We start from the raw sequence: 14018 nt of genomic DNA on the forward strand, positions 1-14018 counted from the left end.
ATTGGGATTGTGCAAGTCCTTTCCAACGCTTGCACTGATCGCGCGTCATGCTAGTGTTCCTGCCAGACTGATTTGATCCACAAAGGGGCTTGATCGCGCGCGCTGATCATTCCCTCTGGGCGAAGAAAGGGGCCGTTGGCATGGCTGAGGAAAAGACCGCACCGATGGGCAAGGGCTTGATGGCGCTGGAAGAGGCGCAGAGCAAGATTTTGGCCTCGGTCTCGCCCTTGTCGGAGCATGAAGCGGTCGCGCTCGGCGATGGGCTGGACCGGGTTTTGGCCGAAGCGGTGTCGGCGGCTGTTGACATGCCGCCATGGGACAATAGCGCCATGGATGGTTATGCGGTGCGCAGCGAGATGCTGTCGCAAGTTGGCCCAATCCGTCTGCCGGTTCTTCAGCGTATTCCGGCGGGATATGTCGGCGAGGCGATGGAGGCGGAAACGGCGGCGCGCATTTTTACCGGCGCAGCAGTGCCTGATGGTGTCGATGCGGTGGTGATGCAGGAAAACTGCACTTTGGAAGATGGCTTTGTGTGCTTTGACGGGCCAGTAAAGGCGGGCAACAATATCCGCCGGACGGGGGAAAGCGTCGCCAAGGGGGGGCGGATCCTTGAGGCGGGTGTGAAGCTTGGCCCGGCCCATATCGGGCTGGCGGCATCCGTCGGGGTCGGCTCTTTGTCGGTGGTCCGTCGGCTGAAAGTGGCTGTGCTGTCGACCGGGGATGAGTTGCGTGATCCTGGTGAGCCGCTGGGGCCGGGGCAGATCTACAATTCCAACCATGCGGCCCTGATTGCCTTGTTGACCCGGATGCAATGCGACATTGTTGATCTGGGCTGTGTGGCTGATGAACCGAATAGCACGCGCCGTGCTTTGGAGCAGGCGGCAAAGGCAGCCGATCTGGTGGTGACGTCGGGCGGTGTGTCGGTTGGCGAGGAAGATCACGTCAAGGATGCGGTCCTTGCTCTGGGGTCGCTCGATTTGTGGAAGTTGAACATCAAGCCGGGCAAGCCGCTGGCCTTTGGCTGGCTGGGGGCGGTGCCCTTTGTCGGGCTGCCGGGCAATCCGGTCTCGGCCTATGTCACATTTCTTCTGATCTGTGCGCCCTTGATCCGCAAGATGCAGGGCCGGTCGGACAGTTTGCCTGCTGCTTCCAAGATTGCTTTGGGCTTTGATCAGGGCAAGGTCAGCATGCGGCGGGACTTTGTCCGCGTGCGGGTGGCGGACAATGGAAAGGGCGCGCAGGAACTGGTGCCTTTTCCCCATCAGGGGTCAGCGGTGATGGTCAGTGTCTTCTGGGCTGACGGGTTGGCGGCTTTGCCGGACGGTGTCCTGTCACGAAAAGGGGATCTGGTTGACTATTTCTCCTTTGATCGCTTGCTCGGCTGATCAGAGGCTATCGGCTTGGCGCAGGCCAGTGAAGCAAAGCCGGATCTGACGCTGATGACGGTGAGCGCGATGCTCGATGAGATAGATGCCCTGCCATTGGCCAAGCAGCATCTGCCCGTGATCAACGGGGATGGTTTCACTGACTGATGTGAGCGCGGTTTTCAGATGGGCAGGCATATCGTCCGGTCCTTCATAGGAATGGACATAATGGCGCCCCTGTGGTGCCAGATCTTCGAGATAGCTTAGCAAATCGTCCTGCACGGTCGGATCGGCATTTTCCTGAATGGTGAGGGACGCTGATGTGTGCTGGATGAATAGGGTCACCGTGCCGGAGATGGCCCCTATGGATTGCAGCCAGTCTGCCACTGGACGGGTGATGATCTGGATGCTCTTGGCACCGGTCTGAAAGGACAGGCTGTCATGAATCACATCAAAGTGGGTGTTGGGGGCGGCTGGCATCGGCTGTTTCCTCATTCCTTTAACAGAATGAGCGCACTCTAGGCCCGTTTGCTGCCCCAAGACAAGGAGGGTGACAAGGTGGGCCTAGAGGATGATGCCATCCCGAAAGGGGTCGGACGGATCAAAGATCAGCTTCGTCTCGGCCATGATATAGGCCTGTCCGGTGATCTGCGGGATGATCCCTCCCGCTTGGCCGGGCTGATAGGAGAGCTGATAATGAGAGCCGATGATGCTTTCCTGCTGGATCTCTTCCCCCGGTGCCAATCGGTCATCGGCTGCCAGGCAGGCAAGCCGGGCCGAGCTGCCCGTGCCGCAAGGGGAGCGATCGTAAGTGTCGTCCGGGCATAGGACAAAATTCCTGCTGTGTATGTCCGGTTTGGGCGATGGGCCCTGGAAGATCACATGATCGACCTCTATCCCGGTTTGATCGGCTTGCTGGCGTTCATTGATCGCTGTGCGGATTGAAATCGCTGTGTCTGTCAGTGCGCGCAGGTTGGATGGCTCCACGGCAACAGGGCTGGGATCGATGATGTAGAACCAGTTGCCGCCATAGGCAATGTCGCCTGTGATGGTGCCCAAATCATCAAGCGTTATGCTGACATCCTTGGCCACGCGGCGGCTTTCAATGTTGCGCACGGTGACGGTGTTGCGGTCTGTCAGGGTGACTTCGACGATGCCTGCCGGAGTTTCGATCCGGTGGGTGCCGATGTCGATCCGACCCAAATGGGCCAAGGTGACGGCCAGACCGATGGTGCCGTGACCGCACATGCCAAGCACTGCACCAGCGTCAAAATAGATCACACCAGTGACGCAGCTTTCGTCGGTTGGCTCAACCAACAAGGCCCCGACCATGGCCGGTTGTCCGCGTGGTTCCATCATGATCGCGCGATAAAGCGCCTGATGGTCGGTGGCCAGACGCTGAGCGCGATCTGAAAGCGACCCGGATCCAAGATCCGGGCCACCATCAAGGATCACCCGCGTCGGCTCACCACCCGTATGGCTGTCAATTACATGCATTCCTTGATGATCCCGCCTTGCGTGACCCAATCGGCAAACCAGCTGCGGAACAGGGCATATTGCCGTTCGCAATAGGTGGCTTGCGAAGCGGTCAGAGCGTCGGTTTCGTTGAAATGCAGACGATATTCTTCTTCGCCATTCAGGACCAGCAGATACTTGTAATAGAGGACAAGATCCGGGCCTTCGTCAAAGCTGGACAGCACCTCGATGGCTTCGGTCAGCTCCAGCGCCCGTTGGCGGGCTTCGGCGTGCCCTTCGGCAGCCTTTTTCGACAGGCTCGCCAGCAGCAGGACTTCCTTAGGCAGAGCGGTGCCAATGCCGGTGATCGAGCCGGTGGCGCCGCAATTGACGATGCCATGATAAACGGCGGTGTCGACGCCGACCATCAGGGTGACCTGATCATCCTGCGCGGTGATGTTTTCCGCTGCATAGCGCAGATCGGCCGGGCCACCAAACTCCTTGAAGCCAATCAGGTTCGGATGCTCGGCCCGCAGGGCAAAGAACAGATCGGCCTTGGTGGCAAAGCCATAATAGGGGCTGTTATAAATGATCGAAGGGATGTCCGGTGCAGCTTCCAGAATGGCCTTGAAATGGTTCTTCTGGGCAGCTGGGGACGGGCCGCGTGACAGGACGCGGGGAATGACCATCAGACCGGCAGCGCCCACTTTCTGCGCATGAGCGGCATGAGCGACTGCGGATTTGGAGTTGATGGCACCGGTACCGACCACCACAGGCAAGCCGGCTTTGACCAGACGTTCAACGCCTTCCATGCGCTGTTCGTCACTGAGCAACGGCCAGTCGCCCATCGAGCCGCAATAGACCAGCGCGGACATGCCAGCCTCGATCATTTCTTTGCCCTTTTTCACCAGCGCATCAAAATCCGGGGTGCGATCCGCTTTGCAGGGGGTCATTAAGGCAGGCATCGTGCCGCTGAAAATGTTGGAAGCCATCGTGTCTGTTCTCGCCTCGTGATAGGGTGTTTTCGTTTGTTGGATATTGTATACTATTTTCAATCACAGGCAATCCCTTTCTTTTTATCCGCTTTCCGGATCCTTGCTTCGTCTTTCGACGTCTCTCAAAAACCGATGAAATGGGACGAGGCGGAGCAGGCTCATCCTGTTCAGACAGATGAATAGGGATGGGAAAGCGGGCGAAAAGGACTGGATTTCACTTGATCATATTGCCTATTGATGAGGGAGAGGATACCAGTAGAGCAAAGCAGATCGGTCTTTGCCGGTCATCCCCTTTTGCGCATGGTGTCTTGTGCCTGCCGTCTGTTGGCCATCGACAGGGCAAGTGTTGGAGACATTTGCATCGCAAGCAGGGTTAGAGCTTCGCGATAGAAGCGTTTTCCCAAGAGTGGACTTTGATATTTATGACGAAAAAAGCACTGATCACAGGCATTACCGGGCAAGATGGCTCCTATCTTGCGGAGCTGTTGCTGGAAAAAGGCTATGAAGTGCATGGCATCAAGCGCCGGGCTTCCCAATTCAACACCCAGCGGATCGATCATATTTTTCAGGATCCTCATGTTGAGAATGCCAATCTGAAACTGCATTATGGCGATCTGACCGACACGTCGAACCTGACGCGGATCATCAGCGAAGTGCAGCCCGATGAAGTGTATAATCTGGGGGCGCAGTCTCATGTGGCCGTCAGCTTTGAAGCGCCGGAATATACCGCGGATACGGATGCGATTGGCACTTTGCGGTTGCTGGAGGCCATTCGTTTTCTGGGCCTTGAGAAAAAGACCCGCTTCTATCAGGCGTCGACGTCAGAGCTATATGGTCTGGTGCAGGAAACACCGCAGAAGGAAACCACGCCCTTTTATCCGCGCTCGCCTTATGCGGTGGCCAAGCTCTATTCCTACTGGATCACGGTCAATTACCGCGAGGCCTATGGCATGTATGCCTGCAACGGCATTCTGTTCAATCATGAAAGCCCGCGTCGTGGAGAAACCTTCGTGACCCGCAAGATCACGCGCGGTTTGGCCAATATTGCGCAGGGGCTGGAAGAATGCCTCTATATGGGCAATATCGACGCCTTGCGCGATTGGGGCCATGCCAAGGATTATGTCCGGATGCAGTGGATGATGTTGCAACAGGACGAACCGGAAGATTTTGTCATTGCCACCGGGGTGCAATATTCGGTGCGCCAGTTTGTGCAATGGTCGGCAGAAGAGCTGGGCATCAAGCTGCGCTTTGAAGGCACGGGGCTTGAGGAAGTTGCTGTGGTGGAAGCCGTGATTTCCGACATGGCTCCGGCGGTGAAAGCCGGAGATGTTGTGTTGCGCATCGATCCACGCTACTTCCGTCCGGCGGAGGTGGAAACCCTTCTTGGTGATCCAACCAAGGCCAAGGACAAACTGGGTTGGGAGCCTGCCATTACCGTTCAGGAAATGTGTGCGGAGATGGTGCGCGAAGACCTCAAGGCTGCGCGTCGGGCCCGAGTTCTGCAAGAGCATGGCTATGAGTTGCCGGTATCGGTCGAGGGATGAGCATGGACAGTCAGAAGCGCCTGCTGCTGACCGGTGGCGGCGGCATGGTTGGCCGCAATGTTTTGGATCATCCGGCAGCGGCCAGCTGGGACATTGTTGCGCCGCGTAGCGCGGATCTGGATCTGACGGACCGGGTGGCGGTGGATGCCTATATGGCTGAGATCAAGCCCGATCTTGTGATCCATGCGGCGGGTCGGGTCGGTGGCATTCATGCCAACATTGCCAACCCGGTGGCTTTTCTTGATGATAACCTTCTGATGGGGCGCAATGTGATCATGGCGGCTCGTCAGGCCGGTGTGAAGCAGCTGATCAATCTGGGCTCGACCTGCATGTATCCGCGTGAAGCGGTCAATCCTCTGGTCGAGGACAGCATCCTGACCATGCCGTTGGAGCCGACCAACGAAGGCTATGCGCTGGCCAAGATCATGGCGGCGCGTCTGTGCGACTATATCCGCACCGAAGATGCAAGCTTTGCCTACAAGACCCTCATTCCCTGCAACCTCTATGGGGCGCATGACAAGTTTGATCCGCGCCATTCGCATTTGGTGCCTGCAATCATTCACAAGGTTCATCAGGCCAACAAGACTGGCATCAATGAGGTTGAAATCTGGGGGGATGGTACCGCCCGGCGCGAATTTCTGTTTGCGGCCGATTTGGCGGATGCGATCCTGAAGGCGGCAGAGGATGTCGAGGGGCTGGCCGGCGCGATGAATATCGGTCTTGGCCATGACCATTCGATCAATGACTATTATGCCATCGTGGCCGAGGTGATCGGCTGGGACGGGCGCTTTGTGCATGATCTGAGCAAACCGGTCGGCATGAAGCAAAAGCTCTGCTCGGTTGCCAAGCAAACGGCGTGGGGCTGGGAAGCGCCCACAGCCTTGCGGGACGGGATTGCCCGGACATACCAATATTATCTGGAAAGCGGACATTCATGACTATCAAGTTTCCCCTTGCCACATCCTCTTGGGATCAGGCTGAGCTGGATGCCTTGCAGAAGGTGATCGCGTCGGACATGTATTCGATGGGGCCGGAAGTGAAGGCGTTCGAGGCGGAGTTTGCCGACTTTTTCGGTAGCCGCTATGCGGTGATGGTCAATTCCGGCTCCTCTGCCAACCTGCTGATGACGGCTGCTCTATTCTTCACCAAAAATGCCGATCTGAAGCTGGAACGGGGCGATGAAATCATCGTGCCGGCGGTCAGCTGGTCGACGACCTATTATCCGCTTGGACAATATGGCCTGAAGATGAAGTTCGTCGATATCGACCTTGAGACCCTGAATTATGATCTTGAGGCATTGGCTGGGGCCATTTCCGAGAAGACCAAGGCGATCATGCTGGTCAATCTGCTCGGCAATCCGAATGATTTTGACGCCATCAAGGCCCTCGTCGGCGACCGCTCAATCGCTCTGATTGAAGACAATTGCGAGTCCATGGGGGCGACCTATCAGGGCAAGCAGGCTGGCACCTTCGGGGTTATGGGCAGCTATTCCTTCTTCTTCTCCCATCATATTTCCACCATGGAAGGGGGCATGGTGGTGACCGATGATGAGGAGCTCTATCACGTCATGCTGAGCCTCAGGGCCCATGGCTGGACCCGCAATCTGCCGAAATTCAACCATGTCACCGGCGAGAAGAGCGACGATCCGTTCGAGGAAAGCTTCCGCTTCGTGCTGCCGGGCTACAATTTGCGGCCGCTGGAAATGTCCGGGGCCTTGGGCCGTGAACAGCTCAAGAAGCTACCATCCCTGATCAAAGGGCGGCGGGCAAACGGGACGCTGGTGCAGGCGGCTCTGTCGGATCATCCCGCTTTCATGATCCAGCGGGAAATCGGCGAGGCGAGCTGGTTCGGCTTTTCGCTGGTCATTCGCCCGGATGCGGGCCTGACGCGGGCTGAACTGGTGCAGCAACTGGGTGCGGCAGGTTTTGAGTGCCGGCCGATCGTTGCAGGCAACTTCGCCAAGAATGAAGTGATGCGCTATTTCGATTATGAAATCCATGGCCAGTTGGCCAATGCGGATTATATCGACGCCAACGGTCTGTTCGTTGGCAATCACCACTATCCGGTGCCCGAAGCGGTTGAGGCTTTGGCCAAAATCGGCCGATAGGACATCCATCTTTGACAGACAGAAAACCCGCCATTTGGCGGGTTTTCTTTTTCAGGCTTTCGGGGCTTAGATGCCACCCATGCAGACATATTTGATTTCGAGGAAATCATCGACGCCATATTTCGAGCCTTCGCGACCGAGACCGGATTGTTTGACGCCGCCAAAGGGGGCGACCTCGGTCGAGATATGGCCGGTATTGACGCCGACCATGCCGGTTTCCAAGCTTTCCGCCACGCGCCAGACCCGGCTCATGCTGTCGGAATAGAAATAACCCGCCAGACCGAATTCGCTGTCATTGGCCATGGCGATCACGTCTTCTTCCGTTTCAAAGCGGATGAGCGGTGCAATGGGGCCGAAGGTTTCTTCACTGTTGACCAGAGCAGTGGAAGGCACATCGGTCAAGATGGTCGGCTCGAAGAAAGTCCCTTCTAGCCGCTTGCCACCGGTCAGCACTTTTGCGCCTTTGGAAAGGGCGTCCTGCATGTGGCTTTCGACCTTGGCGACGGCGGCCTCGCTGATCAACGGCCCAGAGGTGACGCCTTCCTCCATGCCATTGCCGGTTTTCAGCCCGGCGACGGCGGCTTTCAACTTAGCCGCAAAGGCTTCATAGACCCCACTCTGGACATAGATGCGGTTGGCACAGATGCAGGTCTGACCATTGTTGCGATATTTCGACATCATTGCGCCGTCGACAGCTGCATCGAGGTCAGCATCGTCAAAGACGATGAATGGCGCATTGCCACCAAGCTCGAGGCTCAGTTTCTTGATGCCTTCGGCGCATTGGCGCATCAGGATCTTGCCGACCCGGGTGGAGCCGGTGAAGGTGATTTTGGAGACTTTGGGGTTGGCACAAAGCTCTTCACCCGCCGCTGCTGCATTATGGTTCGGTACAACGCTGAAGACGCCCTTTGGGACACCGGCCCGTTCAGCCAAGACGGCCATGGCCAAAGCCGACAAGGGCGTCAATTCTGCCGGACGGGCAACAAAGGCGCAGCCAACGGCCAAGGCCGGGGCGACTTTACGGGCGATCATGGCATTGGGGAAATTCCATGGGGTGATCGAACCGACCACGCCGACGGGTTGTTTCAGCACGATAATGCGTTTGTCTGGCTGGTGGCCGGGGATGGTGTCGCCATAGATTCGCTTGGCTTCCTCGGCGAACCATTCAATGAAAGCTGCGCCATAGAGAATTTCGCCCTTGGCTTCAGGCAGGGGTTTGCCCATTTCGGCGCACAGGATGATCGCCAAATCATCGGCATTGGCGATCAACAGCTCCTGCCACTTGCGCAGGAGCTTGCCGCGTTGTTTGCCGGTCAGAGCAGCCCAGTGTTTTTGGGCGGCGTAGGCACCATCGATGGCCTCGCGCATGTGGGATATGTCGCAGTCGGCGACCTTGGCCACCAGATCGCCTGTGGCCGGGTTGGTGACATCGAAGTGTCGATCAACGGCACGCCATTCCCCATTGATGTAGGCACGTGTCTCCAACAGGCTTGCGTCTTTTAGTTCCAGCATGGCTCTTCCCGAACTTTGGCTGCCTTCTCCTTTGCATCGGTTGGTAGAACGGCAGATTGTTGTGTTTGCGGCGAGAGCCTATGTGATCCGCTTCAGGGTCGCAAGCCAGAGGAAGGTCGTGTTTTGGGGAGAAATGAGGCTTGCTGACAGCAAAAAGGCCGCACTGGGCGGCCTTTTCAAGGATGATGCTTTTGTCTGGCTCAATGCGAGCCAACCGCTTGTCGGACTTGGCTGAGGAAGCCCTGAACGCCGTTGCGCAGATTGGTGGCCTCGCGTTGCAGCTCAGAAGCGGACTGGCTGACGAGCCGTGCTGCATCACCGGTCTCGATGGCTGCTGCCGACACGCTGGAAATGTTGGTCGACACTTCCTTGGTGCCAACGGAGGCTTCCTGAATGTTGCGGGCGATTTCCTGATTGGCGAAACCCTGCTGTTGCACGGCTTCGGAAATCTCCGAAGAGATCTGGTTCATTTGCTCGATGGTGTCGGTGATGATCTTGATGGCATCCACCGCTCCATCGGTCTCCGCCTGAACCGCCTGAATCTGCTGGGAGATTTCGTCGGTGGCCTTCGACGTCTGGTTGGCCAGTCCCTTCACTTCTGCGGCCACCACGGCAAAGCCCTTGCCTGCTTCTCCGGCGCGGGCCGCTTCGATGGTGGCATTCAGCGCCAGAAGATTGGTCTGTTCGGCAATGTCGGTGATCAGGCTGACGACTTCGCCAATGCGGCTGGCGGCCGTAGACAGACCCTGGATCTTTTCGTTGGTCTGACGGGCTTGCGATACGGCGCTGGCCGCGATCTGGCTGGATTGACCGACCTGACGATCAATCTCGCTGCCGGAGGCGAAAAGCTCTTCGGCGGCAGCGGCAACGGTCTCGACGTTGGCTGAGGCCTGCTCGGAGGCAGCTGCCACGGCGTTTGACCGGGACGAGGTGTTGTCCGCTCCATGGGTCAGGACCTCGGAGGTCTGGTTGAGGCTGTCAACAGAGCCGGAGACGGTATCAAGCAAGGTGGTGACCTGCTTGTCGAAATCCATTGCCAGTCGGTTGACCAGCTCTGCCCGCTTGATCTGTTCTTTCTGTTCCTGTTCCTGCTCGGCGCTCAGCTGTTCTGCCCGCTGGGCGCTCTCCCGGAACACTTCGAGTGCCTGATTGATCTGGCCGATTTCGTCCTTGCGGTCCAGATGATGCAACTTGACACCATAATCGCGATTGACCAGAGCCCGGATGCTCTCGATGGTTGTCGTCATGGGTTTGCGGATGATCGACTGACCGACCATGAAGAGGGCAGCTGCCACCGCGAGGATCAACACCATGCCCGTCAGCAGGACAGACAGGGTGATCTCAGAGCTTGCCACGTCGAGGGTTGTCATCGGGACATTGACGATGAGTGCCAGTTTCTTGCCGGTGTCGCCCAATTCGATCGGCTCCACGATGCGGATGACGTCCTGCGCAAGGCTGTTGGAGTAGCCCTGATATTCAAAGGACCGGCCTGCTTTGACGGCGGCGAGCAGATCCCCCTGATGGGCGAGATCGGTTTCCGAGCGGCCTTCGCTCCAGTCCTTGCCAAGCAGCTTGCCATCCGGATGGGCAATCCATTTGCCAGACTGGGAGAGGAGATGCACCGAACCGGTGCCCAGTGGCTTGACCTTGGCAAGCATGTCGGACAAACGGGTCAGAATGAGATCCGTCCCAACAACGCCGATTGTCTTGCCACCATTCTTGATCGGGGCGCCAATGGAAACGCCGACCACGGTCGTGCCACCCATATCCCAACTATAGGGATCGGTCATGTAGGTCTTGCCGCTGTCATAGGCGCCATAGAACCAGGATAGTTGTTCCTTGGTTTTGTCGTCCATGTCGGCAATGGTGCGAAAGCCGATGGAACCGTCGGCATTGCGGTAGAAATAGGGACGCCAGATACCCGATGCATCATGATGTTCGGCATCGACAAAATCCTTGTCCTTGCCATCGAGTGCATTTTCGACGACCGCGCCCCAGGTGCCTGCCAGCTTCTTGTCCTCTTCGACCACCAGTTTGAGAATGTGTGTCCAGTCGTTGCGGGTGGGGGCCTGATTGAGACGCAGGGCCGAGAGAGTCTCGCCAAGCTTGTTGGCGGTTTGCAGACCATATTCCAGTTCGGCCTTGACCAGAGCGGCTTCGCGACCGGCAACGGCTTCGGCTTCGCCTACGGAAATCTTATGGGTGATCGATGCGCTCTGCATGCCAATAAAGGCGATGCCAATGGCCAGCACGAAAGCCAGCGTGGCAATGCTGGCGACCAGCATCTTGGTTGTGATCATCATTCTCGAAAACATGGCAGACTTACTCCGGATGTCGGCTCGATGCGTGAATTGGCAAGCAACTGAGAATTGGGTAAAATACTTATGCTTTGTTGCGTAAGTATTGGCTGTCTAGACATAATAAGGAAGAGTCGTTAATCCTTTGTGTTTTCGCTGATCTGCCGGATAACACATATTCATCATGTTTGTTCTTTTGGGCCTCTTCGCCATGGCGGCATATGGGATGGCGTCATTCTGATTGCGATCGCGCGGAATGAAAGGGGCGTTTGGTGCGTTGCCGGTTCTTGGCATGCGACAGATGTTCAATATCCAAGGGACAGGCTTGGGACTAAAGACAGGAGCAACTTTGCCCGCAATGCAGTTGCAACTGCTACAATTTCCGTGGAAACACGCTTGAATGTCGGAAGTCGGTTGACGCATAGTGCGAACACTTCTGACCGATCGCTTGCAAAGCGGAACATGTCGGTGCTGGAAACTGGGGAACCAGAAAGGTAGAAAACATGGCCTCTCAATCTAATCCAGATATCATTTACACCATTGTCGACGAAGCGCCTGAGTTGGCGAGCGCCTCGCTTTTGCCAATCATCCGGTCGTTTGCTTCGGCTGCCGGTATCGAGGTTGGCACCAAGGATATTTCCCTTGCGGGCCGCATTGTTTCTGCGTTTCCGGAATATCTCAACGATGACCAGCAGCAGAGCGATGATCTGGCCGAGTTGGGCAAGCTGGTGAAAATGGCTGATGCCAACATCATCAAACTGCCAAACATCTCCGCCTCCGTGCCACAGCTGGTCGCGGCTATCGCAGAGCTTCAGGCGCAGGGCTATGATCTGCCGAACTATCCTGAAGAACCAAAGAATGCGACCGAGCGCAAGGTCAAGGCCCGGTATGATGCAATCAAGGGCTCTGCCGTAAACCCGGTTCTGCGTGAGGGCAATTCCGATCGCCGTTCCGCCAAAGCCGTGAAAAACTACGCGCAGAACAATCCGCATTCGATGGGTAGCTGGAGTGCCGACAGCAAGACCCGTGTTGCCTCCATGTCTGGCAACGACTTCTATGCCAATGAACGCTCGGCAACCCTCACCTCCCAGCAAGCCGGGGAAGCCCGGATCGAGTTTGTTTCCAAGGGCGGCGATATCACCGTTCTGAAGGACAAGTGGATGCTGCAAGCTGGCACCGTTGCCGATGCGACCTTTATGTCCGCAGACGCCCTGTCCCGTTTCCTTGAGGACGAGATCGCAAAGACCAAGGAAGAGGGCATCATGTTCTCGCTTCATATGAAAGCGACCATGATGAAGGTGTCTGATCCGATCATCTTTGGCCATGCCGTCCGTGCCTGGCTGGCTCCGATCTTTGAGAAACATGGCGACGCCTTGGCGGCTGCCGGTGTCAATGTCAATTCCGGCATGGGTGACGTGCTTGCCCGCATCGCCAAGATGCCAAAGGGTGCACAGATCCAGAAGGAAATCGATGCTTTGGCCAAACAGCGGCCTTCCATGTATATGGTCGACAGCGACAAGGGCATCACCAACCTGCATGTGCCGTCGGACGTCATCATCGACGCTTCCATGCCTGCGCTGATCCGTGCTGGTGGCAAAGGCTGGAACGAAGCAGGCGACAAGGGCGATGTGAATTGCGTCATCCCGGACAATTGCTATGCAACGGTCTATGATGAAACCATCAAATTCTTCAAGGAAAATGGCGCTCTGAACCCGGCCACCGCCGGTGCGGTCGCCAACGTTGGTCTGATGGCCCAGAAAGCCGAAGAATATGGCTCCCATCCAACCACCTTTGAAGCGCCTGATGCGGGCACCATCCGCATCGTGCTGGCCAATGGCGACACGCTGCATGCCCATGTGGTTGAGGCTGGTGACATCTGGCGCGCCTGCACCGTCAATAAAGCTCCGATCGAGAACTGGATTGAACTGGCAATCGAACGTCAGCGTCTGACCGGTACGGAAGCGATCTTCTGGCTGGATGAAAAGCGTGCGCATGATGCCGAGCTGATCAAATATGTCGTCCCTGCCCTGGAAGAAGCTGGTGTGGCCGACAAGTTCCAGATCATGGCCCCTCGCGAAGCAACCCGCGCGTCGCTTGAAACCATCACGGCAGGCAAGGACAGCATTGCCATCACCGGCAACGTGCTGCGTGACTATCTGACCGACTTGTTCCCGATCCTTGAGCTTGGCACCTCTGCCAAGATGCTGTCGATCGTCAAGCTGATGAATGGTGGCGGTCTGTTTGAAACGGGCGCTGGTGGCTCTGCACCAAAGCATGTGCAGCAGCTGGTGGAAGAAAACCATCTGCGCTGGGATTCGATGGGCGAATTCTGTGCCTTGGGTGAAAGCTTCAAATTCCTCGCTGAAAGCAAGGGCAACAAGAAAGCGGGCGTGCTGGGTGCTGCTGCCGATGTGGCAACACAGGGCATTCTCGACAACAACAAGTCCCCATCGCGCAAAGTGGGTGAACCGGACAACCGCGACAGTCATTATTGGTTCGCGCGCTACTGGGCCGAAGCTTTGCACGCCCAGAAGGACGACAATGCGCTGGCCAAGAAATTTGGTCCGATTGCCAAGAAATTGATTGATGGGGAGAAAGCCATTCTTGAAGAGTTCAAGGCGGTGCAGGGCAAACCTGCCGATATTGGCGGCTATTATAAGCCAAATGGTGCGAAGAAAGCCGGTGTGATGCGTGCCAGCAAAACGCTGAATGCGATCATCAAGTAATCGCTGCCTGTCTTGGCT

The 14018-nt window shown here is 56.9% G+C and carries 10 protein-coding genes; 5 read left to right on the top strand and 5 right to left on the bottom strand.

Going from position 1 to position 14018, the window contains the following annotated elements; genetic code table 11:
- Nucleotides 1-140: 140 nt before the first annotated feature.
- Complete coding sequence (locus DSD30_RS04805; RefSeq protein WP_114008396.1) at nt 141-1385, top strand: molybdopterin molybdotransferase MoeA; 1245 nt, start codon at nt 141-143, stop codon at nt 1383-1385.
- Here DSD30_RS04805 and DSD30_RS04810 read toward each other — a convergent pair whose 3' ends face one another.
- From DSD30_RS04810 to DSD30_RS04820, 3 genes are all read right to left on the bottom strand, one after another.
- Nucleotides 1386-1844: a secondary thiamine-phosphate synthase enzyme YjbQ gene (locus DSD30_RS04810; protein WP_245418355.1), complete on the bottom strand. Its 459-nt coding sequence runs from the start codon at nt 1842-1844 to the stop codon at nt 1386-1388.
- Between the two features lie 84 nt (nt 1845-1928).
- Nucleotides 1929-2861, bottom strand: coding sequence for a 4-hydroxyproline epimerase (locus DSD30_RS04815; protein WP_114008398.1), 933 nt, complete (start codon nt 2859-2861; stop codon nt 1929-1931).
- Nucleotides 2852-3811, bottom strand: coding sequence for a dihydrodipicolinate synthase family protein (locus DSD30_RS04820; RefSeq protein WP_114008399.1), 960 nt, complete (start codon nt 3809-3811; stop codon nt 2852-2854). The genes DSD30_RS04815 and DSD30_RS04820 overlap by 10 nt, the downstream gene beginning before the upstream one ends.
- 425 nt (nt 3812-4236) lie before the next feature.
- On the opposite strand from DSD30_RS04820, the gene gmd reads away from it, so the two are divergent.
- From gmd to DSD30_RS04835, 3 genes are read left to right on the top strand one after another with little or no spacing between them, the layout of a single operon-like run.
- Nucleotides 4237-5358, top strand: coding sequence for a GDP-mannose 4,6-dehydratase (gene gmd / locus DSD30_RS04825; RefSeq protein ID WP_114008400.1), 1122 nt, complete (start codon nt 4237-4239; stop codon nt 5356-5358).
- A gap of 2 nt (nt 5359-5360) precedes the next feature.
- Nucleotides 5361-6296 carry a GDP-L-fucose synthase family protein gene (locus DSD30_RS04830; protein WP_114008401.1) on the top strand — a complete coding sequence of 312 codons (936 nt, stop codon included), beginning with the start codon at nt 5361-5363 and terminating at the stop codon, nt 6294-6296.
- On the top strand, nt 6293-7465 hold the full coding sequence (locus tag DSD30_RS04835) for a DegT/DnrJ/EryC1/StrS family aminotransferase (protein ID WP_114008402.1): 1173 nt from the start codon (nt 6293-6295) through the stop codon (nt 7463-7465). Before DSD30_RS04830 ends, DSD30_RS04835 begins: the two co-directional genes overlap by 4 nt.
- Before the next feature lie 66 nt (nt 7466-7531).
- On the opposite strand, the gene DSD30_RS04840 is transcribed toward DSD30_RS04835, so the two are convergent.
- On the bottom strand, nt 7532-8977 hold the full coding sequence (locus DSD30_RS04840) for an NAD-dependent succinate-semialdehyde dehydrogenase (RefSeq protein ID WP_114008403.1): 1446 nt from the start codon (nt 8975-8977) through the stop codon (nt 7532-7534).
- Between the two features lie 200 nt (nt 8978-9177).
- Nucleotides 9178-11292, bottom strand: a complete 2115-nt coding sequence (locus DSD30_RS04850; protein WP_114008405.1) for a methyl-accepting chemotaxis protein — start codon at nt 11290-11292, stop codon at nt 9178-9180.
- Nucleotides 11293-11777: 485 nt separating this feature from the next.
- Between DSD30_RS04850 and DSD30_RS04855 the strand changes: the two genes are divergently transcribed.
- Nucleotides 11778-14000: an NADP-dependent isocitrate dehydrogenase gene (locus DSD30_RS04855; protein ID WP_114008406.1), complete on the top strand. Its 2223-nt coding sequence runs from the start codon at nt 11778-11780 to the stop codon at nt 13998-14000.
- The last annotated feature ends 18 nt before the right edge of the window (nt 14001-14018 follow it).

It is taken from the genome of Cohaesibacter intestini (assembly GCF_003324485.1).
GTDB lineage: Bacteria > Pseudomonadota > Alphaproteobacteria > Rhizobiales > Cohaesibacteraceae > Cohaesibacter > Cohaesibacter intestini.